Genomic DNA, 22266 nt, shown 5'->3' with positions numbered 1-22266 from the left:
TGACGAAGCTATGCGCTTAAATCGCGCACGTCGGTGCTTGGGCCGTTCTTGATCACTGACTGAATGCCATTTTTCGCGGCAGTTTCAGAACTGTACATTTCGCTGACGCCGATCACCTGATGATTCTTGGCTTTCAGTACAAAGTAAGGTTGATTGCTGGTGCTGTGTTTCAATTCATACTGCCCTTCCTGAGGCGAATTGGTTTGCACCGAGGCAATGCCATTCTCCGCAGAGGCTTTGCTGGCGTACATCTCACTGCCCAGAATGATCTCGCCATTACTGGCTTTCAGGTTGAAGTGGTATTGCCCATTCTTTGCTTTTTTCAGCTCATAGTGACCGATTGCCATGGTTCCTCTCCTGTGGGTTCCGATAAGTGATGTAAGTGTAGCCAATAGCTTGAAATTGGGCGGCTAATAAACATCCCTTGCGCAGCATAGCTTAAAAAAAACGCAATTTTTTTGCGTTGGCGTTGAGTTTCATCAGCAAAAGGCGCCAAAGCACGGGAAGCTAACGGCGATCCCGATGCCCAAAATTGCGTAGCTTGCCGCACATTGGATAACGCGGTATTCCGCTGAAGGGCATTGCGTATTAAGGTTTGCCGCATCGCAAAGCAATGCGATTAAAAAACAAGCGAAGCATCTTGGCATCGACGCGGTACAGGCATATGCTTAGGCCTATGCCTGTCAGGAGGGTGCAGATGGAAAGAATCGCAAAGCTGTTTAAAAATGGCAGAAATCAGGCGGTGAGGTTACCCGTGGAATTTGAATTTGACACAGATCGTGTATATATCCGCCGCGATCGGGAGGGGAATGTGATTTTATCGAAATACCCTGCAAAACCGGACAGTTGGGAGCCGCTGTTGAACATGATCGCCAAAACGCCGGTGCCGCATGATTTTCTGGGCGCGGATGAACGCCAACAGGGCATTGCCGACCGGGATCCTTTCGCAGAGGAAGAGTAAGCATGTATATGTTTGACACCAATACCGTGAGCCACCTGTTTCGCCGGCACCCAGGTTTGCTGAGTGCGATGGAAAAGGTGCCGCCTTCCACCGTATGCATTTCCAGCATCACGGAGGCAGAGCTGCTTTTTGGCGTGGCCAAGCGGCAGAGTAAAGCGTTGAAAGCCATGGTAACGGCGTTTTTAGCCGCAGTGACCGTTTATGACTGGGATAGCGAAGCTGCCCGCTGTTATGGAGTGATGCGGGCGAGCATGGAGAAAAAAGGCAAAGTCCTGGGCGCGCTGGACCAGTTGATTGCCGCGCATGCGCTTAGCCGGGGCGCGACAATGGTCACTAGCGATCGGGCCTTCGGCATGGTGTCCGGGCTGGACGTTGAAGACTGGACCTTATAGCCCGTTTATCAGCCGACAAGGCTCGGATTCCCAGCGATAGCCCACACCGTATACCGAGCGAATAAACGACTTTTCACCGTCGATCAGCTCCAGCTTGCGCCGCAGGTTTTTGATATGGCTGTCGATGGTTCGGTCGGTGACTACCCGGTAGTCGTCATACAGATTATTCAGCAACTGCTCACGCGAGAAGACGTTGCCCGGCTGGCTGGCCAGGGTTTTCAACAGGCGGAATTCCGCCGGGGTGAGATCCAGCATCTGGCCTTGATAGCTGGCCTGAAAGCGCGGTTCGTCGATATGCAACTGCGTTTCTTCCTGCAGGTTTTCCAGCGGCCGATAGCAACGGCGCAAAATGGTTTTCACCCGAGCCACCACTTCTCGCGGGCTGTAAGGCTTGCAGATGTAATCGTCCGCGCCAATTTCCAGCCCCAGCAGGCGATCGATCTCTTCAATCTTGGCCGTCACCATCACCACCGGGACATCGGTAAAACGGCGCAGTTCGCGGCATACCGTCAGCCCGTCGCTGCCCGGCAACATTAAATCCAGCAGGATCAGCGCCGGGGAGTGTTCATGCACCGCCGGTACCACCTCGCTGCCGTTGGTCAACCAACGGGTGGCATATCCCGCGGCTTGCAGATAGTCCACCAGCAGTTGGCCCAGTTTGGGTTCGTCTTCAACAATCATGATTTGCAACGGCTGATTCTGGGATTCCATCATGGTGCCTTATTCATTATCGGGGTGGCAAATTCTACTGTAATCCGCACGCCGCCTAAAGGCGAGTGCGCAGCAAAGATCTGGCCGTTGTGGGCTTCCACGATGTTTTGACAAATCGACAACCCCAGGCCGGAACCGCCGCTGGCGCGGTTGCGCGAGCCTTCGGTGCGGTAGAAGCGTTCGAAAATGCGTGCGAGCTGTTCGTCATTGACGCCGGGCCCGCTGTCTTGCCAGTAAAGCCGCAGTTGGCCCGGCAACTGTTCTGCGCCAATCTCCAGCTTACCGCCGGCGTCGGTGTAGCGCAGGCTGTTCTCCAGCAGGTTGTTGAACAACTGATTGAGACGATCGGGATCGCCGAACAGCGGCGCCTGTTCCGGCAGCAGGGTGACGATCTCAAGCCCTTTGGCGCGAAAACGCTCGCGGAAGGTGGCGACCGCAATTTGCAGTAAATGTACGCAGTCGACCGACGATTTACGGTAGGCCAGCGCGCCGAGATCGGACAGCGAAAGCTGATGCAGATCGTCCACCAGCTTGGTCAGGGTGGTGACTTCCGCCTGCAGCGAGCTGAGCGACGCCGGCGTCGGCTGGCGCACGCCGTCCTGCAATGCCTCCAGTTCGCCACGCAGTACCGCCAGTGGGGTGCGCAACTCATGCGAGACGTCGGCCATAAAAGCGCGTCGCATCTGCTCGTTCTTTTCCAGCGAGGTGGCGAGCTGATTGAAATCCTGCGCCAAGCGGCCGAGTTCATCCTGGCTGTCGACGGTCACGCGGGTACTGAAATCACCGGCCGCCAGCCGGTGGGTGCCGGCGACCAGCCGCTTGACCGGCGCCAACAGCCCGCGCGACATCAACCAGGTCACTGCCGCCGCCAGCAGCGTGGAGAGTGCGACTATCATCCAACTGGTGCGTTTTTGCTGCTGATCGAAATTGATATCGGTATTGCGGGTCAGCCTCTCTACCGGCGTGGTGATCACCCAGCCGACGATTTCGTTGTTGTAGCGGATCGGATGGCGCGGGCCCTCTTTGGGCACCGGGCCGGAATGCCCCACCAACCGGTTGAATTGGTTGTCCACCACCCAAAACTGAGTGCGCCAGCCTTTGGGCGGCAGATTATGGCTGCTGTCGCTGTTTTGTTCGAACGAGCGCATGATCTGGTAAATCACCTGATCGTTATTGCGCAGAAAAACCCAGTTGCCGTGATGACTGTACTGTTCTTCCAGTGCTTCGCTCAGCATGTTGATACGTTGTTCGTTGCTGTGCTTGATGTAGCCGATGAAACCGCGCTCAAAGCTGACGCGCACACCCCAGTGCATGGTGATCAGCACCAGCATGCAGGTGGCGAAGATGGCCAGGAACAGTTTCCCGGTGATGCCTATTCTCATTTTTGTAACCTCGTTGAACCGGTGCCCGGTTCTTTGGTCAGCGTGCGGTTTGGCGCACTATCCGGCGGCACGCGGGCAAAGGCCAGCGCGGGCAGGGCAATGATTAACGCCATGCAGCAGTAGCTGTAAATAAATGCGCTGTGTATCGCCGGGCTGTCGGTGACCACCTGGTGATGGGCAAAGCTGCCAATCAGGATCCCGGCGATGCTGACGCCGAGGCTCATGGACAGCTGCATCACCATCGACAGCAGGCTGTTGCCGCTGCTGGCCAGCCGGTCCGGCAAATCTTTCAGCGTCAGGGTACTCATTGCCGAGAAACGCAGCGAGTTGACCATGCCCTGGAAGAACAGCACCACCGGCAGCAGCCAGATCCAACCGATCATCGCCACCAGCGGGAAGCTCAGGCTGATCAACGCCAGCATCAGCGTGGCGGCCACCAGCACGTTACGGTAACCGAAACGGTTAACCACCCGCACCACGATACGCTTCATCCCCATGCTGCCGATAATCATCGGGATCATCATCAGCCCGGCATGGAACGGGGAAAACCCCATACCCACCTGCATGAACAGCGGGGTCATAAACGGCAGCATGCCGCTGCCGATGCGGCCAAGCAGGCTGGCGGTCAGCCCCACCTTGTAGGTTTGGGTTCTGAACAGACGCAGGGAGAACAGCGCCCGGCTGTTACCGCGCGCATGCCACCAGTAACCTGCCAGCGCCGCCATGCCCTTGTGGCCGTCAAGCGCCAGCGTCAGCGTCGCCATACCGATCGCCAGCATGATAAAGCCGCTGATGTCGAAGCGCCGGGTCTGCATGCGGTAGTTGGGCATCAGCAGCAGCGTGGCGATGGCGCCTGCAATGCCAACCGGGATATTGATCAGGAAAATCCAGTGCCAACTGGCGTACTGCACCAAAAAGCCGCCCAGTGCCGGGCCAATCAACGGGCCGATTTGGCCGGGCAGGGTGACAAAGGTCATCGCCGCCATATATTGCTCGCGCGGCACGATTTTCATCACCGTCAGGCGGCCGACCGGCACCATCATCGCGCCGCCGATGCCCTGGATCACCCGCGAGGCGATCAGCTCATTCAGGGTTTCCGAACGGGCGCAGAGGATTGAGCCGAGGGTGAACAGCACGATGGCGCTGAAGAACACCCGCTGTACCCCAACCCGGTCCGCCAGCCAGCCGCTGGCGGGCAGCATCACGGCTACCGTCAGCACGTAGGAGACGATCACCGACTGCATGCGCAGCGGGTTCTCCCCCAGGCTGACGGCCATCGACGGCAGGGCGGTGTTGACGATGGTGGTGTCCAGCGCCTGCATAAAGAAGCCGAACGCCACGATCCAGAGTTGCCACTGTACTGAGGCGGTGCGTTTTATGATCATCAGTCAACCGGGTTAATCATTAGTGAGGCAGCGGATCCAATTTCTTGCCGCGCCGGAACTTCATCTGCAGCCGGTCAAAATACAGATACACCACCGGCGTGGTGTACAGCGTCAGCAATTGGCTCATGATCAGACCGCCGGCGATGGTGATGCCGAGCGGCTGGCGCAGCTCCGCGCCGTCACCGCTGGTCAGCACCAGCGGCAGTGCGCCGAACAGCGCCGCCAGCGTGGTCATCATGATCGGCCGAAAACGCAGCAGACAGGCCTGGAAAATGGCTTCTCGCGCGTCAATGCCGCCGTTGCGCTGCGCATCGAGAGCGAAGTCGACCATCATGATGGCATTCTTCTTCACGATGCCGATCAACAGCATAATGCCGATCAACGCGATCAGGCTGAACGGTGCGCCAAACAGCTCCAGCGCCAGCAGCGCGCCGACCCCGGCGGAAGGCAGAGTCGACAAAATCGTCAGCGGGTGAATATAGCTCTCGTAGAGCACGCCGAGCACGATATACACCGTGGCGATCGCGGCGGCGATCAGGAACAGCTGGGATTTCAGCGTATCCTGGAATACCTGCGCGGTCCCGGCAAAGGCGCCGCGTACCGTGGACGGCACACCGAGCGCCGTTATGGTGCGTTCGACTGCGGCGGTGGCGTCTGACAAGCTGCCGCCGTCCGGCAGGTTAAAGGAGAGGGTCGAGGCCGCCGACAGCCCCTGATGATTGACCGACAGCGGTGCATTGGCCGGCTGCCAGCGGGCGAAATAGGCCAGCGGGATCGCCTTGCCGTCTTTGTTTATCACGAACATCTTGTCCAGCGAGCTGACGTCCTGGGTATAGGGCGGCGCCACTTCCATCACCACCTTGTACTGATTGAGCGGCTGATAGATGGTGGAAATCTGCCGCTGGCCGAAGGCGTTGTTCAGCAGGGCGTTGGCGTCGGAGACCGAAATGCCGAGCCGTGCCATGGTTTCACGGTCGTAGATCAGATCCATTTCCGAGCCTTTGTCCTGCTGATCGGAGTTGACGTCCGCCAGCTCCGGCAGCGCGGCCAGCGCGGTACGGATTTTCGGCTCCCATTCGCGCAGCGCGGCGAGATCGTCTGCCAGCAGCGTGTACTGGTAGCTGGCGTTGGATTGCCGGCCGCCGACGCGGATATCCTGCACCGCCATCAGGAACAGGCTGGCCCCCGGTTCTTTCGCCAGCCGGGCGCGCAGCCGGGCGATCACCTTCTGCGCGTCATCGCTGCGCACCGAAAGCGGCTTCAGCGAGATAAACATCGATCCGCTGTTGGTGCGCGAACCGCCGGTAAAACCGGTGACGTTTTCCACGTCCTTGTCTTCACGCACGATCTTCATGAAGTCTTCCAGTTTGACGCGCATCGCCTGAAAAGAAATGCTCTGGTCTGCCTGGATAAAGCCCAGCAGGCGGCCGGTATCCTGTTCGGGGAAAAAGGTTTTCGGGATGCTGACATACAGCCAGACGTTGAGCGCGATGGTGGCGAAAAATATCGCCAGCACCCAGCGCGAGTGGCCGAGCACCCAGTTCAGCGAGCGGCCGTAGCCCCGTTGCAAGGCCAGCAACATTTTGCCGAAGCCGCGAATGCGCCGCTGCGCGCGCGCCGGCTGGTGGCGCAGCAGGTAGGCGCACATCATTGGCGTCAGCGTCAGCGAGACGATCAGCGACAGCCCGATCGACACCGACAGGGTGACGGCGAACTCGCGAAACAGCCGCCCGGGCAGGCCGTCCATCAGCAGCAACGGGATAAACACCGCCACCAGCGACACGCTCATCGACAGCACGGTAAAGCCGACTTCCCGCACCCCTTGCAGCGCGGCGTTGAGCGGTTTCATGCCGGCCTCGACGTGGCGCGAGATATTCTCCAGCACCACGATGGCGTCATCGACCACAAAGCCGGTGGCGATGGTCAGTGCCATCAACGACAGGTTATTCAGGCTGAAGCCGCACAGGTACATGGCGGCGAAGGAGCCGATCAGCGACACCGGCACCGCGACCGCCGGGATCAGCGTGGCGCGGCCGGAGCGCAGGAAGATGAACACCACCAGGATCACCAAACCTATGGCGATCACCAGCGACTGCTCCACTTCCGCCAGCGAGGCGCGAATGGTCGGCGAACGATCCTGGGCGATATTCAGCTGGATTGACGCCGGAATACTGTCCTGCAACGTCGGCAGCTCGGCGCGAATGCGATCGACGGTTTCAATGATGTTGGCGTCCGGCGCACGGCTGATCGCCAGAATAATCGCCGGTTTGGCATTGGTCATGCCGGCGTTGCGTACGTCCTGTACCGAGTCTTTGACCTCGGCCACATCCCCCAGCCGCACCGCCGAGCCGTTGTTGTAGTGGATAATCAACGGCCGATAGGCGTCGGCGGTTTTCAACTCGTCATTGGCCTGGATCTGCCAGCGCTGCTGCGGGCTTTCCACCGATCCCTGCGGCCTGCGTACGTTGGCGCCGCTGATGGCCTGGCGCACGGCGTCCAGCGATACGCCCTGGTTGAACAGGGCGGTCGGGTTCAACTCCACCCGCACCGCAGGCAGCGAGCTGCCGCCGACCGAGACGTCGCCCACGCCTTCGGTCTGGGCGATTTTCTGCGCCAGTTGGGTGGAGGCGAAATCGTACAATTGACCCTGGCTGTAAGTTTCCGACGTCAGCGTCAGGATCATGATCGGCGCGTCGGACGGGTTGACCTTACGGTAGCTGGGGCGGTTCGGCATGCCGGTGGGCAGCAGGCTTTGCGCAGCGTTGATCGCCGCCTGCACGTCGCGGGCGGCGCCGTTGATATCGCGATTGAGATCGAACTGCAAGATCACCCGCGTGCTGCCCAGCGAGCTCATCGAGGTCATCTCATTGACCCCGGCAATCCGCCCCAACGCACGCTCCAGCGGTGTCGCCACCGACGAGGCCATGGTTTCCGGGTCGGCGCCCGGCAGTGAGGCGCTGATCGAAATCACCGGGTAATCGACCTGCGGCAGCGGCGAGACCGGCAGCAGGCTAAAGCCAATCACACCGCTGATGGCTATCGCCAGCGTCAGCAGCGTGGTGGCGACCGGTCGGTAGATGAACAGGGCGAAGAATTTCACGGCAACTCCTGCGCATCGGGCTGGCGGCGGGTATTGCGCGCCAGTTTGTCAAACAGCAGGTAGATCACCGGTGTGGTGAACAGAGTCAGGATCTGGCTCATCACCAGCCCGCCGACCATACACACCCCGAGCGGGTGACGCAGCTCAGCGCCGGCGCCGGTGCTGAGCATCAGCGGCAGCGCGCCAAGCAATGCGGCCAGCGTGGTCATCAGGATCGGCCGGAAACGCAGCAGGCAGGCCTGATAAATCGCGTCGTACGGCGTCATGCCCTGTTCACGCTCGGCGGCCAGCGCGAAGTCGATCATCATGATGGCGTTTTTCTTCACGATACCGATCAGCAAGATGATGCCGATAATGGCAATCACGTCCAGTTCGCTGCCGGCCATCATCAGCGCCAGCAGCGCGCCGACCCCGGCGGTCGGCAGGGTGGAGAGAATGGTCACCGGGTGAATAAAACTCTCGTACAGCACGCCCAGCACGATATACATCGCCACTACCGCCGCCAGGATCAGCCACAGCGTGCTGCCCAGCGCCGCCTGGAACGCCAGCGTTGCGCCCTGGAACTGGGTGGTGATGTCTTTCGGCATGTTGAGGTTTTTTTCCGCCAGGGTAATGGCGTCCACCGCTTCGCCGAGCGAATAGTTGCCCGCTACGTTAAACGAGATGGTCGCCGCCGGGAATTGATCGAGATGGTTGACCGACAGCGGCCCGAAGCGTTCTTCGATTTTGGCGAGGGTGCTCAGCGGCACCGTGGTGCCGTTGCTGCTGGTCAGACGGATATCGTTCAGCGCTGCCAGCCCCGGCGTGGTGCTGACATCGTGCTCCAGCACCACGCGGTACTGGTTGGCCTGGGTGTAAATGGTGGAGATCAGCCGCTGGCCGAAGGCGTTGTACAGCGCGTTGTCCACGTCGCTCATGCTGATGCCAAGGCGCGAGGCCGAATCGCGATCGACATTCACGTAGGCCACCAACCCCTGATCCTGCCAGTTGCTGGTCACGTCCGCCAACTGCGGCGTCTGCTTCAACTCGGTCATCAGTTGCGGCACCCATAGGCTGAGATCGTCCAGCGACATTGCCTGCAAGGTAAACTGGTATTGCGTGCGGCTGACCTGGGTGTCGATGGTCAGATCCTGTACCGGCTGCAGATACAACTTCACGCCGGGGAACTGTGTGCTCTGCTGTTGCAGGCGGGCGATGATCGCCGGAATGCGTTCACTGCGCTCGCTCAGCGGTTTAAGGTTGATCTGCAAACGGCCGCTGTTGAGCGTGGCGTTGCTGCCATCGACGCCGACGAACGACGTCAGGCTTTCCACCGCCGGATCTTTGAGGATTTCCGCCGCAACCTGTTGTTGGCGTTCGGCCATATTGCTGAACGACACCGTCTGCGGCGCTTCCACCGTACCCTGAATAATGCCGTTGTCCTGCAGCGGGAAGAAGCCTTTCGGGATCAGCAGATACAGCAGCACCGTCAGTGCTAGGGTGCTCAGCGCCACGCCGAGCGTCAGCCACGGGTGATTCAACACGATTTTCAGCCACTTTCCGTATTGCGCAATCACCCGGTCGAAGAAGCGCTCGGAGGCGGCGGAAAACCGGTTCTGCTTGCGCAGCGATTCGTGGCTCAGCATGCGCGCGCACATCATCGGCGTCAGCGTCAGCGACACCACGGCGGAAATCAGGATCGCCACCGCCAGCGTTACGGCGAACTCGCGGAACAGCCGGCCAACGATATCCCCCATAAACAGCAGCGGGATTAATACTGCCACCAGCGAGAAGGTCAGCGAGATAATGGTGAAACCGATTTCGCCGGCGCCTTTCAGCGCCGCGTCGAGCGGCTTTTCACCCTTTTCGATATAGCGCGAGATGTTTTCGATCACCACGATGGCGTCATCGACCACAAAACCGGTGGCGATGGTCAGCGCCATCAGCGTCAGGTTATTGATCGAGAAATCGAGAAAATACATGGCGGCAAAGGTGCCGACCAGCGATAGCGGTACCGCGACGCTCGGGATAATGGTGGCCGGCACGTTGCGCAGGAACACGTAAATCACCATGACTACCAGCGCAACCGCCAGCAGCAATTCAAACTGCACGTCGTTGACCGAAGCGCGAATGGTGGTGGTGCGATCGGTCAGCACCTTGACGTCCACCGACTTCGGCAGGCTTTTTATCAGTTGCGGCAGCATCTCGCGAATGCTGTCGGCGGTGGTGATCACGTTCACGCCCGGTTGGCGTTGAATGTTCAGTACGATTGCCGGCTGCTTGTTGGCCCAGGCGGCCAGGCGGGTATTTTCCGCCCCCTGCTCGATGGTAGCGATATCCTGTAACCGAATGGCCGCGCCGTTTTGGTAGGCGACAATCAGCTGGCGGTAGTCGTCGGCGGATTTCATCTGATCGTTGGCGGAAAGCGTCACCGAGCGCGTCGGCCCGTCCAGGCTGCCTTTGGCGGAGTTGACGTTAGCGTTGCCGATGGCGGTACGGATGGTTTCGCTGTCCAGACCGTAGGCGGCCACCGCCGCGGCGTTGAGCTTCACGCGCACCGCCGGCCGCTGGCCGCCGGAGAGGGTAACCAGACCTACGCCGGTCACCTGGGAAATTTTTTGCGCGACACGGGTTTCCACCATGTCTTCCACCTGGGTCATCGGCATGGCGGTCGAGGTGACGGCCAGCGTCATGATCGGCGGATCTGCAGGGTTGACCTTGCTGTAAATCGGTGGGTAGGGCAGATCGCTCGGCAGCAGGTTGGTGGCGGAGTTGATCGCCGCCTGCACTTCCTGCTCGGCGACGTCGAGCGGCAGTTCAAGCTGGAATTGCAGCGTTACCACCGACGCGCCGCCGGAGCTTTGCGACGCCATTTGTTTCAGGCCGGACATCTGGCCGAACTGGCGCTCCAGCGGGGCGGTGATGGCCGAGGTGACCACGTCCGGGCTAGCGCCGGGATACAGCGTGACCACCTGAATGGTCGGGTAATCCACTTCCGGCAGGGCGGAAACCGGCAGGGAGCGGTAGCCGATAATCCCCGCCAGCAAAATAGCCACCATCAACAGCGTGGTGGCGACCGGGCGCAGAATAAACAGGCGGGAGGGGCCGCCGCCGGCGTTAGGTGGCATCGCCTGCATCAGGATTTCCTCTGTGCGAGCGGCTTGCTGCCCGATGTGGCCGCCGCCGGGGTGGCCTGCGGTGTCACCACTTCAACCTGCATGCCTTCGGTCAGGCGATCGATTCCGTCGGTCACTACCCGGTCACCGACGTTCAAGCCGGCGCTGATGACCACTTGTCGGCTGTCCTGCACGCCGGTGGTCACGCGGTGCTTGCTGACCTTGTTGTCTTCGCTCAGGGTCCAGACGAAGTTGCCTTCGTTGCCCATCTGCAGCGCGGCGGTCGGGATGACAATCGCGTTATGCAGGGTATCCACCTTCAACCGGGTGTTGACGAACTGGTTCGGGAACAGCGCATCGTCTTCATTGGTGAAACGCGCCTTCAGCTTGATGGTGCCGGTCGTGGTGTCAATCTGGTTGTCCAGGCTCAGCAGCGAACCGGTCGCCAGTTGAGTCTGGTTGGTGCGGTCCCAGGCTTCGACGCTGATCGGACCGGCTTTTTGCGCCTTGAGCAAATCGCCGATATTGCCCTCCGGCAGGGTAAACACCACGTCGATAGGGTGGGTCTGGGTGATCACCACGATGCCGGTGGTGCTGCCGCTGGTGATGTAGTTGCCGACATCCACCAGTTTCAGGCCGACGCGGCCGTCAATCGGCGCGGTGATGCGGCTGTAGGTGATTTGCAGTTTGGCGCTGTCGACCGAGCCCTGATCGGCTTTGATCGCGCCTTCGGTTTGTTGCACCAACGAGAGCTGGGTATCCAGATCCTGACGCGAAACCAGGTTGGTTTTCGCCAGTTGCTGGTAGCGCGCCAGATCCCTGCGCGCATTGGCGAGCGTTGCCTGATCTTTGGCCAGTTGCCCCAAAGCCTGCGTCAGTTGCACTTCAAACGGGCGCGGGTCGATTTCGACCAGCAAATCGCCGGCTTTGACCTGCTGGCCCTCGGTAAAGTGGATAGCCATCAGTTGGCCGTCGACCCGGCTGGTGACGGTAACGGTATTGGCGGCGGTGGCGGTGCCCAACCCGGAGAGATAGCGCGGTACCGTTTGTTCGGTGGCGGTTGCCGCCTGTACCGGCGACATCGGCGCGCCGCGTCGGCCGCCCGCTGCGGCTTTGCCGCCACCGGCGTGACGTGCGGCAGAGGCAGTATCGGCTGCGGGAGCCGCAGTATTGAAGTGACGCCAAATCAGAACGGCGGCAATGACCACTATCACCACAACCAGCAGGCGCGGCAGCAGTGAACGACGTTGGGTTTTTGCATTCATGGTGGCGAAAATTCTCTCCAAAAGGCAGGGGTGCGGGCACTCATTGCCACAAAAGTTACACTCCTTACAGAATACTAGTTTAGCCAGTAAAGACGGCATAAAAATGAAGGAAATATGGAGGAAGCGTCAGCATTATCTGAATAGAGTGTCAATTTTATCCTGCTATGTTTATAAGCGACCGGCTTTGACTTATAGCCAATGCGTTTTAACGACTTTCCTGATTTTGCGCTAATAATTATCCTGCGAATTATTTATCCCATGGAGCATGCAATGAGCAAAAGAGAATTGGGCCGTTCGGGCATTAAGGTGCCGGCATTAACCTTCGGCGGCAATGTGTTTGGCTGGACGGCGGATCGCGAGACTTCATTCAGCCTGTTGGACGCGCTGGTGGAAAACCAGCTCAATTTCATTGATACCGCCGACGTCTATTCGAGCTGGGCGCCGGGTAATCAGGGGGGAGAGTCCGAAGCCACGATTGGCGAGTGGCTTAAAAAAAGCGGTAAACGCGATCAGGTGATTATCGCCACCAAGGTGGGCAAACCGATGGGCGAAGGCAAACAGGGGCTGTCGCCGCGCTACATCCAACAGGCGGTGGAAGACTCGTTGCGCCGCCTGCAGACCGACTATATCGATCTCTATCAATCGCACGACGATGACCGGGACACGCCGCTGGCGGAAACCCTGGCCGCGTTTGATGCGCTGATCAAGGCCGGTAAGGTGCGGGCGATAGGCGCTTCCAACTATCAGGCCGATCGCCTGGAAGAGGCGCTGAAAGTAAGTGAGCAGGAAGGGCTGGCGCGTTACGAAACCCTGCAACCGGAATACAACCTGTACGCGCGCGAAGGGTTCGAAAAAGAGCTGGCGGCGGTGACGCAACGCCACGGCCTGGGGGTGATAAACTTCTTCTCGCTGGCCAGCGGCTTCCTGACCGGCAAATACCGCAGCGCGCAGGATGAGGGCAAAAGCCAGCGTGGGGACCGTATTGTGGCGCAATATCTCAATCCGCGCGGTTTCCGCATATTGGCCGCGCTGGATCGGGTGGCGGAAAAACACCGCACTTCGCCGACGCAAGTCTCGCTGGCCTGGTTGATCGCCCGGCCGGGCATCACTGCGCCGATCGTCAGCGCCACGTCGTTAAAGCAGTTGGATGAGCTGATCGCCGCCACCCGGCTGCAACTGGACGCCGATGATATCAAAGTGCTGAACGAGGCCAGCGCCGGGTAATACAGATTGCCGGGCGGTAATTTTGCTCTATCCTGAATGGGTCAATGTGAACCATTCAGGGAGCAGCAATGCAAAGCGATATTATCAGCGATCTTGCCGCGCTGGAGCAGCTGTACGGCAAACCCGCCGCGCCGTCGATATTTAAAGAAGTCAGTTACATTCATCCGGTCTACCGCCCCTTTATCGAAGCTGCGCCCTTTGCCGCGCTGTCCACCGTTGGGCCTGACGGGATGGATGTTTCCCCACGCGGCGACCCGCCCGGTTTTATTCATATCGAAGATGAGAAAACCCTGCTGCTGCCGGACCGGCGTGGCAACAACCGCATCGATAGCCTGCGCAATATCCTGCACGACAACCGGGTGGCGCTGCTGTTGCTGATCCCCGGTATCGGTGAAACGCTGCGGATTAACGGCCGTGCGGAGATTGTTGTCGCCCAAGAGGTGCTGCAGCGTTTTGCTCATCGCAATATGCTGCCGCGTTCGGTGCTGCGCATTCATGTGGAGGCGGTGTTTTTCCAGTGCAGCCGGGCGATATTGCGCTCAGGGCTGTGGGACGAAGCCAGCCACCTTGAACGTTCGGCACTGCCCAGCACCGGCAACATTCTGGCCGAGGTGAGTAAAACGCAGTTTGACGGCGGAGAGTACGACAGCGCACTGCCGCAGCGGCTGCGGGATACGCTGTATTAGCGCGGCGCGGCGTTTAACAACGCCAGTAACCGGGTGAGGCTGCTTTCCACCGGTTGGCCGGCGGTATCGATGCGGGCCACAGGCGTGGCCCAGGGCGTATAGTCATGGTCGATAACGCTCTGCCAACCGGGGAGTTTCAACCCGGCGATATCCCCGTCACGGGTTTCCACCCGGCGGCGGTGTTCGGCGCTGTCGGAACAGTAGACTTCAATATCAAAGCAAGCGGCACCGGCCCGTTGCGCCACGCCATGCCAGGCGGCCCGCGTCACCGGCAGCGGGTTGACCGAGTCGGCGATCACCCGGTGGCCCAAACGCAGGTTGTCTTCGGCCACGCCATAAGCGGCAAAGTAACCGGCCGGCCCAATGTCGCTTGCCAGCATACCGCTGTTGCGGATCGCCTGTTCAAGCGTGTCTATGCGCAGATGGATGGCCGGCAGCGTGGCCGCCAGCGCTCGCGCCAGTGTGGTTTTACCGCTGCCCGGCAACCCGGAAAAAATGATCAGCATTGCTGTGCCCGCCATTGTTGCTGTCCCAGCCGATACACTACATGGTTTTGCAGCGGATGGCCCTGCGGCAAGCGCGGGTGCAGGAAACTTTCGCCGTTGAACGCCATGCCAATACGCGCCATTACCCGACGCGAAGGTTGGTTGACGCTAGCGGTAAAGGACACCACTTCATCCAGTTGCAGCGAATTAAAGGCGGTAGCCAGTACCGCCCTGGCCGCTTCGCTGGCGTAGCCTTTGCCCCAGTGGGGGGCCGCCAACCGCCAGCCGATTTCCACGCAGGGGGAGCAGGGCAGATCGTCCGCCCGCATCGCCAGCCCGACAAAGCCGATAAAAGGCGCACCGCCTTTCACTTCCAGTGCCCAAAAGCCCCAGCCGTGTAGGCGCATGAACTGGCGGATGTTGTCGGCCTGCGCGTCGCTTTGATCGGCTGTCATCACCGAGGGGAAATAACGCATGACTTGCGGATCGGCGTTGAGGGCGGCAAACGCCGGCAGATCTTCATCGCGCCAGGCGCGCAACCGCAGCCGAGCGCTTTCAGGGGAGAGTATTTCAGACATCACTGGCCTCCAATGACCGGGGCGCGGCAGGCCGCGCCCACGGGCAATTAACGGAACAGCGTTTGTGCCCAGCGCGCCAGTCCGGCGGTGACCGAGCCGAAGTCGTTGCCGCCGACGATAGGAATGCCAGGCAGCTGTTGTTGCAGCGCGGCGCGCAGCAGCGGTGAGCGCGCGCTGCCGCCGGTGAGATAAATCACCTCCGGTGCGGTCTGGCTGCTGGCCAGCGCGGCACTGACCTGTTCTTGAATGCGCAACAGCGGCTGAGAGATAGCCTCGGCCAACTGATCCTGGCTGATGGTTTCCGCCAGTTCCGGTTGGACGAACGCCAGCGGTGCGTGGGTAGTTTGCTGTGCGGACAGGGCGATTTTACTCTCCTCCGCCGCGCGTACCAAACGGTAGCTTAACCGTTGTTGGTGTACTTTCAGCAGGCGCTTGACCTTTTCCGGATCGGCGGCGTCGCGGATCAGATCCCGCAGCATACGGCCGTTGGCGGCGCTGTAGAAATCGATCTGCGCCGGCACGTCGTTGGTGGCTACCGCGTTCCAGTAAGGCAGCGCAGGCAGGGCGATGCCCTTTTCGGTTTCGCCGCCCATGCCGAACAGCGGCATCAACTGTTTGAACGCCAGCATGATGTCCAGATCGTTACCGCCGACGCGGCAACCGCTGTGCCCCAGCAGGCTCTGCTGGCGATCGGCGCGATCGCGCCATTGCGGCCCCATCAACAGCACCGAACAGTCGGTGGTGCCGCCGCCGATGTCCACCACCAGCACGGTTTTCTCTTCGTTCAGCGTGGCTTCGAAATCCAGACCTGCCGCTACCGGCTCGAACTGGAATTCAATATCCTTAAATCCGGCGCGTTCGGCGGCGCGCTGCAAAATGCCCTGCGCCTGCCGGTTGGCGTCTTCACCGCCGATGCCCTGGAAGTTGATTGGGCGGCCAATGACCGCCTGGCTGATGCTGCTCTGCAGCACGTTTTCCGCCTGACGTTTGATGTGGAACATCATGGCGCACACCAGGTCTTCGAACAGCGCGATCTGTTGCGGCTTCAGGCCGTTGGCGCCGAGGAAGGATTTCGGCGAGCGGACAAAATAGACTTCTTCCGGATCTTCAACGTACTGCGCCAGTGCCTGCAGGCCAAACTGTACGCTGTCGTTGCCGACCGGAATGTCTTCTTCGCGGTTGTAGTTGATGGCCCTGCGCAGCAACTGTTGGTTCTCTTCGCTGCCGGTCGGCACCTGCCAGTGGCGGTGCAGGCATTCGCTCACCGCTTCGCGCGTCGGTGCGCACAGCATCGACGGCAGGTAAGGTTCGTTGTTTTCCAGCGTCAGCAGCTCGGGGCCGTTATCTCGCATCACTGCGACGGAACAGTTGGCCGTTCCGTAGTCAAATCCAATAAACATGTCTTTTCTCTACTCCCCATGCCAATGAAGGGGGGCGACTTTACCCGAGTCCCGGCCCCTGGGCAACGTATGCGCGCTTAACTGACGAAAAATTTAGCGGGGCGGGCGGTGCTATGCTTAACTTAGGCTTCCTGTCTTAATGTCCGAATCCCGCACGTCAGCGCGCCAGCCGAGTCGCATAATGAACAAAAAACTGACCCCGAGCGTTGCCATGAAAAACCAGCAACAGGCCCTGTATGACGCACTGAGTGCGCGCGATCGAAAATTTGACGGCCGCTTTTTCGTCGGCGTGTCGTCGACCGGCATCTATTGCCGCCCGGTGTGCAGCGCCCGCACGCCGAAAATCGAAAACTGCACTTTTTATCCCAGTGCGGCGGCGGCGGAACTGGCGGGGTTTCGCCCCTGTCTGAAGTGTCGGCCGGAGCTGGCGCCGGGATTGGCGTTGATCGACCTTGGCAACCGCTATGCGCAGGTGGCGGTGCAACTGATTGAGCAGGGCTATTTGTCCGAACACAGCTGCGAGCAACTGGCGGCGCGGCTTGGGATTTCCGATCGCCACCTGCGGCGCATCTTTGCCGATCAGTTTGGCGCCTCGCCGATTGATTACGCCCAGTCACATAGGCTGTTGCAGGCCAAGCGGCTGCTGGCGGATACCGACTTGCCGTTGAGTGAGGTGGCGTTTGCCGCCGGTTTCGGCAGCCTGCGGCGGTTTAATGAATTGTTCAAGGCGCGCTATCGGCTGATCCCCTCCGCGCTGCGCAGCAACAGTAGCCGCAATGAGCGCACCGTCGCCAGTGGGTTGGTGTTTCATCTGGCTTATCGTCCGCCGTATGACTGGCCGCGCATGCTGGGCTTTTTACAGACGCGCGCGGTAAGTGGTGTGGAAAAAGTGCAGGATCAACAGTATTTGCGGTCGATCGCCGTCACTCTGGGCGGGATGGAGTACCGTGGTTGGGTCAGCGTGCTGCCGGAAGAGGCGCATAACCGGGTGCGGGTAGAAGTTGCGCCTTCGCTGAGCCGGGTGACCACCGAGGTGCTGCGGCGTATCCGCCAGTTATTCGATTTGGACGCTGCCCCGGACCTTATCGCCAATGCGTTAGGGACATTAGCCGCCGATGCGCCGGGCTTGCGGTTGCCCGGCTGCGTCAACAGCTTCGAGCAGGCGACCCGCGCGGTGCTGGGGCAACTGGTCAGCGTGAAGATGGCGGCCACCTTTGCCGGGCGTATGGCCGAACGTTGGGGCACCGCATTGGAACAGCCTTACGACGGCATTACCCATGTGTTTCCCAGTGCTGAGCGGGTGGCGCAATTGCAGCCCGAAGATTTGCGCCCGCTGGGGGTACAGCTCAAACGCGCAGCGGCGCTGATCGCCCTTGCGCAGGCGGTCACCGAAGGGCGGTTGCAGTTAGAAAACGTGCTGGATATAGAGCAGGGGATCAAGGCACTGACCGCGCTGTCGGGTATCGGCAGTTGGACGGCGAGCTACATCGCCATGCGTGCCTGGTCATGGCCGGATGTATTTTTAACGGGGGATTATCTGATCAAACAGCGTTTCCCCGGCATGACGCCGCGCCAGATTGAGCGCTATGCCGAACGCTGGCGGCCGTGGCGTTCCTACGCCACGCTGCATTTGTGGCATAACGACGCCTGGGCGCCGTTAACGGATACCGCCGGGTAAGGGGTTACTCTTCAGAGGGGATCAGCGCCAGCAGGCTGCTGATGCCTTCGCGCATCAGAAAGCTCAGCAGCTTTTCGCGTTCGCTTTGCGTCAGGTGGTAGTAATACTCAATCCACACGGCCAGCGGCGGCTGGCGTTCCACCTGGTAGGCAGCCGGCTCCTCTTGCAGTATCAGCAAGCTGCGCGCGCCGATGGGCAGGCTGTCGATATGGTATTCCACGGCCTTGCCCTGTATGCCTTCTCGGCGGCGGCTGATCCAGCCTTCGCGCCGGGCCTTCAAATTGATTCCCTGTGGTGAGGTGGGTAATCCTGCAATGCCTGTAAGCTCCCTGGCGGCGAACCACTCATTTTTCATAGCCATAATCCCTGGGCAATCGTACGCAAAGACGGTGTTCTAAACGGCCTGACTGGCGTTTTTGATCGCCGTCCGGCGATGTCATGTTATTCAAACGATTAATATTTACCCATTAGTTATACCATTAACTCAAGCTTGGCTAAGCAAAAAAGATCGGCAGGGGGCGTGCGGCCGAAGATAAGGCCGCAGTCTGAAAGACAGGGGAAAGGCTAGGGTTAGCGGATACCGAAATAACCGCTGCTAAGCAGCTCCGACAGCGGCAGTTCCAGCGCCACGGTGTCGCCGTCGGCCAGATCGACGCCGATGGCCTGCAGCGTATTGAGCGTGATCTGCTGGTGCGCCGGACCAGCCAGCGTCTGGGCGTGTACCCGGTGAGCCGCACTGTTGAGCATAGACACCATCAGCTCGTCCATTTGATTGCAATGCACGTTGGTGATAAAGCGTTCATCGATGCGGATATAGTCAATCTTCTGGCCTTGCAACTCGTCGAAGGCATTGAGGTTGTGGCCAAAACCGTTGACGATCAGCTTGCAACCCCGTTGTTGCAGCTGATGGATAAATGGCCTGCAGATGGCCGCGTGTTCGAGTAGCGCGGTGTCATCGACCATCAACAACAGGGCTTCAGGTTGCAATGGGGAAGCGTCGAAAGTTGTCAGCAGATCACGCTGGAATTGCGCATCGAGCAGGCTGTCGGTCGCCAGCGGCAGCGCCACTGACAGCCCCTTGCGGCTAATGTCGACGGCGTTCTGCGTCAAAATTTGCCCGATGATCCAACGATCCAGATCCGGCTGCAGGTTATAAATCTGTACAGCGGCGATAAACTCGTCGCGGGTCAACGTCCGGTCGTCCAGCGCCATGACCTGCAATTTCAGTTGATAAAAGCAGACCGCCTGCGGCGTTTTAGGCGGTGCCACGGCCGTGACGTTCAGCACCAACAGCCCCTCGGCGATGATGTTTGTCACTTCCTGCCGCGTCAGCAGTTGATGCTGGCGTTCCTGCATCATTTTCTGGCGTGTTTCGTAGAAATAAACCTGGCCGCGGCCACGATGCTTGGCGGTATAACAGGCGATATCCGCCTGCGCCAGCAGTTCGCCGCTCTTGCCGCCGGCGGCATCGATGCGGGTGATGCCCGCGCTGGCGCCGACGTGATAAATCTTCCCTTCCCAAAAAAATGGGTATTGACTGATGTGATGAATCAGTTGCTGCGTCAGTGATTTGGCCTGTTCCCGCGAGCAATCGAACAGGATCAATCCAAACTCGTCGCCGCCAAGCCTGGCCAGGCAGTCGCTGTTGCGCAGATGGTGCAGCATCAACTGAGCGATATCTCTTAACAGCGCGTCGCCGGCGGCATGGCCGGCACTGTCATTGACCGCCTTGAAGCGGTCGAGATCGAGAAATACCAGCGCATGCTGCTGATTTTCACTGGCTCCGGCGAGGGTGGATTTCAGGCGTTTCTCAAAATTGGTGCGGTTTGGCAAGCCGGTCAGTGCATCGTGCGAGGCGCTGTAACTCAGTTTTTTCATCAGTTCGCGGGAGGCGGTGACATCTTGTAATACCATCACTGCACCCATCACTTCGCCGTCCACCGTTTTCAGCGGCGATACCGACTGCTGAATGTCGAAATGGCGCCCGTCGCGGCTGTGCAGCACCAGGGCATAATCCGCCGAAAGCAGCCGGTTTTCCTGCAGGCAGCACTGGATCGGGTTTTCCACTTCTTCGCCGTCTTTGCCATTGGTCAGGCGTACCACGCCGGCGATAGGCATGCCGATCGCCAGGCTCAGCGGCCAGCCGCACATTTGTTCGGCCACCGGGTTCATAAAGGTGATCCGCATTTCGTCGTCGGTGGAGATTACGCCTTCGCCAATGGCGTCGAGCGTAATGTGCAGGCGTTCTTTTTCGTCGTGCAGCGCTCCGGTGAGGTTTCTGACCTCCGTCATGTCGATGTTGGTGCCGATCATGCGCAAGGGGCGGCCCTGTTCGTCCAGAATGACGTTGCCCTGGCCACGAATGTGGCGCACTTTCCCCAGGCGGGTGAGCAACCGGAATTCCAGAATGAACGGCCGTGGGTGTTCCAGCAAAGAGGCCATCTCAAGGTCGGTACGTTCTCGGTCCTCCGGCAACAGCAGCGTGCGCCACAGCGACAGCGTCGGTGTCTGGTCCGGGCTGAGGTCATAAAGCTCATACATGCGTTTGTCCCAGGTGAGGACTTCGTCGTGCATCATCCATTCCCAAATGCCGACGCCACCCACCTGATTGGCCAGCGTGATGCGCTCTACCAACCGGTGGTTTTCCGCTGCGGTGTGCTTCAGTTCGCTGATGTCTTCCACCTGAGAAATAAAATACAGCGGCAGGCCTTCGGGATCGCGTACCAGCGATACCGCCAGCAGCGCCCAGACGTGTTCACCGTCGCTGCGAATATAGCGTTTCTCCAGTGTATAGCTGCTGATATGGCCGTCGAGCAGATCGCGCACTTGGGACATATCGGCGTCCAGATCGTCCGGGTGGGTGATTTCCTGGAACGTCAACCGTTGCAGCGCCTCTGGCGTGTAGCCCAGCAGTTTGCACAGCGCCTGGTTGACCTGCAACCATTTGCCCTGCGGAGAAACCAACGCCATGCCGATGGCGGAATACTCCAGCGCATTGCGAAAACGGGTTTCGCTTTCGACGATATGCCGTTTTTCCTCACGGAAGGCATGCATCACCATCGCCATCGAATGCGCCGGGATCAAAATCAGCAAAATCGGCAGGTAAATATCGATGTCGCTGAGGGGGATTGCGGGCGGATGGACTTGCAACAACCCGAATGTAATCATCACTGTGACCATCAGCGTGGTGCAAAAACAGATGATGAAGGTTTCCAGCCGCAGCAGTGCGATCGCCGCCCACAACAGCGGCAGAATAACGAAGGTGAATGGGAAGGGCAGATGGCTCAGCGCCAGATAGCTGAAGGCCAGTGTCACCATCAGCGTCAGCAACAGCGAAAACAGGTTAAGCGTTTCCAGCATGCGGCGACGATACACCAGCCCGATTGGCGTTAGCGACAACACGCCAATCGCCTCTGAAATAAACCAGGTGCTGAACAGGTGCCAGAATGTTTGTCCGGGCGCAGGTGCCCACCAGGCTGCCAGCAGGGCGCTGAACAAGGGGGTGAATATCACCGCGCAGACCACGAATTTCCCCCAACTGGCCAGGCCGTTCAGCGGATCCTCCGCCAACAGCAGGCGGCGCAACAGCAACGTGCTGACCACGGCTTCCAGCAGGTTGAGCAGCGCCAGCTTGACCGGCAGCCAGCTGTAGCCGAACAGCATGATGCTGGCGGCGACGATGGCCAGCCAGAATGCCAACAGCGGCAACCCCCACAGCTTCGTCGGTTGCCGGTACAGTACCACGATAATGGCGGCGGTCGGGAACCACAGCGACGTAAAATGGCTGGACTTGCTGGAGAGTGCGAGGCTCAGCAGCGCCAGGACAAATACCGTCAGCGTCGCCAGCAGCGTCTGTGTCAGCCAAGTGCCTTTACGCGTGGTGACGTGAGTGGGTGCGCTAATATCCATAGATAACCTTATCGC

17 protein-coding genes are annotated in these 22266 nt (G+C 59.7%); 5 read left to right on the top strand and 12 right to left on the bottom strand.

The window, feature by feature from the left end; all coding sequences use genetic code 11:
• Positions 1 to 8: 8 nt before the first annotated feature.
• Positions 9 to 347, bottom strand: coding sequence for a YegP family protein (locus JEM67_RS20595; RefSeq protein WP_013814108.1), 339 nt, complete (start codon positions 345 to 347; stop codon positions 9 to 11).
• 350 nt (positions 348 to 697) lie between these two features.
• Between JEM67_RS20595 and JEM67_RS20590 the strand changes: the two genes are divergently transcribed.
• Both JEM67_RS20590 and JEM67_RS20585 read left to right on the top strand, forming a co-directional pair.
• Positions 698 to 961, top strand: a complete 264-nt coding sequence (locus JEM67_RS20590; RefSeq protein ID WP_126484532.1) for an antitoxin — start codon at positions 698 to 700, stop codon at positions 959 to 961.
• A 2-nt stretch (positions 962 to 963) separates the two neighbouring features.
• Positions 964 to 1353, top strand: a complete 390-nt coding sequence (locus tag JEM67_RS20585; RefSeq protein ID WP_006318241.1) for a type II toxin-antitoxin system VapC family toxin — start codon at positions 964 to 966, stop codon at positions 1351 to 1353.
• Here the strand turns inward: JEM67_RS20585 and baeR are convergent.
• Genes baeR through JEM67_RS20555 form a run of 6 tightly spaced genes read right to left on the bottom strand, consistent with a single transcriptional unit; the run spans position 1348 to position 12291 of the window.
• Positions 1348 to 2064, bottom strand: coding sequence for a two-component system response regulator BaeR (gene baeR, locus JEM67_RS20580; RefSeq protein ID WP_199637133.1), 717 nt, complete (start codon positions 2062 to 2064; stop codon positions 1348 to 1350). The two genes, JEM67_RS20585 and baeR, sit on opposite strands and share 6 nt — an antisense overlap.
• Positions 2064 to 3446 carry a two-component system sensor histidine kinase BaeS gene (gene baeS, locus JEM67_RS20575; RefSeq protein ID WP_199637079.1) on the bottom strand — a complete coding sequence of 461 codons (1383 nt, stop codon included), beginning with the start codon at positions 3444 to 3446 and terminating at the stop codon, positions 2064 to 2066. The genes baeR and baeS overlap by 1 nt, the downstream gene beginning before the upstream one ends.
• Complete coding sequence (locus tag JEM67_RS20570) at positions 3443 to 4831, bottom strand: MFS transporter (protein WP_199637081.1); 1389 nt, start codon at positions 4829 to 4831, stop codon at positions 3443 to 3445. Before JEM67_RS20570 ends, baeS begins: the two co-directional genes overlap by 4 nt.
• A gap of 19 nt (positions 4832 to 4850) precedes the next feature.
• Positions 4851 to 7931, bottom strand: a complete 3081-nt coding sequence (gene mdtC, locus JEM67_RS20565) for a multidrug efflux RND transporter permease subunit MdtC (RefSeq protein ID WP_199637083.1) — start codon at positions 7929 to 7931, stop codon at positions 4851 to 4853.
• Positions 7928 to 11047, bottom strand: coding sequence for an MdtB/MuxB family multidrug efflux RND transporter permease subunit (locus JEM67_RS20560; RefSeq protein ID WP_199637085.1), 3120 nt, complete (start codon positions 11045 to 11047; stop codon positions 7928 to 7930). The genes mdtC and JEM67_RS20560 overlap by 4 nt, the downstream gene beginning before the upstream one ends.
• The gene (locus JEM67_RS20555) at positions 11047 to 12291 is read right to left on the bottom strand and encodes an MdtA/MuxA family multidrug efflux RND transporter periplasmic adaptor subunit (RefSeq protein ID WP_199637087.1); all 1245 of its coding nucleotides are present in this window, start codon (positions 12289 to 12291) and stop codon (positions 11047 to 11049) included. The genes JEM67_RS20560 and JEM67_RS20555 overlap by 1 nt, the downstream gene beginning before the upstream one ends.
• Before the next feature lie 270 nt (positions 12292 to 12561).
• On the opposite strand from JEM67_RS20555, the gene JEM67_RS20550 reads away from it, so the two are divergent.
• Entirely contained in the window at positions 12562 to 13515 is a 954-nt protein-coding gene (locus JEM67_RS20550; RefSeq protein ID WP_199637089.1) for an aldo/keto reductase, read from the top strand.
• A 68-nt stretch (positions 13516 to 13583) separates the two neighbouring features.
• A complete protein-coding gene (locus JEM67_RS20545) occupies positions 13584 to 14201 on the top strand; it encodes a pyridoxamine 5'-phosphate oxidase family protein (RefSeq protein WP_199637091.1) in 618 nt (205 codons plus the stop codon).
• On the opposite strand, the gene JEM67_RS20540 is transcribed toward JEM67_RS20545, so the two are convergent.
• Genes JEM67_RS20540 through yegD form a run of 3 tightly spaced genes read right to left on the bottom strand, consistent with a single transcriptional unit; the run spans position 14198 to position 16664 of the window.
• Complete coding sequence (locus tag JEM67_RS20540; RefSeq protein WP_233527764.1) at positions 14198 to 14707, bottom strand: AAA family ATPase; 510 nt, start codon at positions 14705 to 14707, stop codon at positions 14198 to 14200. The two genes, JEM67_RS20545 and JEM67_RS20540, sit on opposite strands and share 4 nt — an antisense overlap.
• Positions 14701 to 15264, bottom strand: coding sequence for a GNAT family N-acetyltransferase (locus tag JEM67_RS20535; RefSeq protein ID WP_199637095.1), 564 nt, complete (start codon positions 15262 to 15264; stop codon positions 14701 to 14703). Before JEM67_RS20535 ends, JEM67_RS20540 begins: the two co-directional genes overlap by 7 nt.
• Positions 15265 to 15311: 47 nt before the next feature.
• Entirely contained in the window at positions 15312 to 16664 is a 1353-nt protein-coding gene (gene yegD / locus JEM67_RS20530; protein ID WP_013814097.1) for a molecular chaperone, read from the bottom strand.
• Positions 16665 to 16845: 181 nt separating this feature from the next.
• Between yegD and alkA the strand changes: the two genes are divergently transcribed.
• Complete coding sequence (alkA, locus tag JEM67_RS20525) at positions 16846 to 18342, top strand: DNA-3-methyladenine glycosylase 2 (RefSeq protein WP_199637097.1); 1497 nt, start codon at positions 16846 to 16848, stop codon at positions 18340 to 18342.
• 4 nt (positions 18343 to 18346) lie between these two features.
• On the opposite strand, the gene JEM67_RS20520 is transcribed toward alkA, so the two are convergent.
• Positions 18347 to 18697 (bottom strand): DNA-binding protein, encoded by a 351-nt coding sequence (locus JEM67_RS20520; protein ID WP_199637099.1) that lies wholly within the window; start codon positions 18695 to 18697, stop codon positions 18347 to 18349.
• 215 nt (positions 18698 to 18912) lie between these two features.
• Positions 18913 to 22251 (bottom strand): diguanylate cyclase, encoded by a 3339-nt coding sequence (locus JEM67_RS20515; RefSeq protein WP_199637101.1) that lies wholly within the window; start codon positions 22249 to 22251, stop codon positions 18913 to 18915.
• Positions 22252 to 22266 lie beyond the last annotated feature (15 nt).

The organism is Serratia sp. PAMC26656, assembly GCF_016469055.2.
GTDB lineage: Bacteria > Pseudomonadota > Gammaproteobacteria > Enterobacterales > Enterobacteriaceae > Serratia > Serratia plymuthica.
The sequence above is the reverse complement of the archived record's forward strand: the minus strand, read 5'-3'. Positions and strand labels throughout refer to the sequence as shown.

What these genes read in the sequence shown, in the direction of transcription:
- JEM67_RS20535 (WP_199637095.1), bottom strand. Translation starts at nt 15,264, where the DNA reads ATGTCTGAAATACTCTCCCCTGAAAGCGCTCGGCTGCGGTTGCGCGCC.
- baeR (WP_199637133.1), bottom strand. Translation starts at nt 2,064, where the DNA reads ATGGAATCCCAGAATCAGCCGTTGCAAATCATGATTGTTGAAGACGAA.
- JEM67_RS20520 (WP_199637099.1), bottom strand. Translation starts at nt 18,697, where the DNA reads ATGAAAAATGAGTGGTTCGCCGCCAGGGAGCTTACAGGCATTGCAGGA.
- JEM67_RS20540 (WP_233527764.1), bottom strand. Translation starts at nt 14,707, where the DNA reads ATGCTGATCATTTTTTCCGGGTTGCCGGGCAGCGGTAAAACCACACTG.
- JEM67_RS20545 (WP_199637091.1), top strand. Translation starts at nt 13,584, where the DNA reads ATGCAAAGCGATATTATCAGCGATCTTGCCGCGCTGGAGCAGCTGTAC.
- JEM67_RS20595 (WP_013814108.1), bottom strand. Translation starts at nt 347, where the DNA reads ATGGCAATCGGTCACTATGAGCTGAAAAAAGCAAAGAATGGGCAATAC.
- JEM67_RS20550 (WP_199637089.1), top strand. Translation starts at nt 12,562, where the DNA reads ATGAGCAAAAGAGAATTGGGCCGTTCGGGCATTAAGGTGCCGGCATTA.
- alkA (WP_199637097.1), top strand. Translation starts at nt 16,846, where the DNA reads ATGAACAAAAAACTGACCCCGAGCGTTGCCATGAAAAACCAGCAACAG.
- JEM67_RS20555 (WP_199637087.1), bottom strand. Translation starts at nt 12,291, where the DNA reads ATGAATGCAAAAACCCAACGTCGTTCACTGCTGCCGCGCCTGCTGGTT.
- JEM67_RS20590 (WP_126484532.1), top strand. Translation starts at nt 698, where the DNA reads ATGGAAAGAATCGCAAAGCTGTTTAAAAATGGCAGAAATCAGGCGGTG.
- JEM67_RS20515 (WP_199637101.1), bottom strand. Translation starts at nt 22,251, where the DNA reads ATGGATATTAGCGCACCCACTCACGTCACCACGCGTAAAGGCACTTGG.
- JEM67_RS20570 (WP_199637081.1), bottom strand. Translation starts at nt 4,831, where the DNA reads ATGATCATAAAACGCACCGCCTCAGTACAGTGGCAACTCTGGATCGTG.
- JEM67_RS20585 (WP_006318241.1), top strand. Translation starts at nt 964, where the DNA reads ATGTATATGTTTGACACCAATACCGTGAGCCACCTGTTTCGCCGGCAC.
- baeS (WP_199637079.1), bottom strand. Translation starts at nt 3,446, where the DNA reads ATGAGAATAGGCATCACCGGGAAACTGTTCCTGGCCATCTTCGCCACC.
- yegD (WP_013814097.1), bottom strand. Translation starts at nt 16,664, where the DNA reads ATGTTTATTGGATTTGACTACGGAACGGCCAACTGTTCCGTCGCAGTG.
- JEM67_RS20560 (WP_199637085.1), bottom strand. Translation starts at nt 11,047, where the DNA reads ATGCAGGCGATGCCACCTAACGCCGGCGGCGGCCCCTCCCGCCTGTTT.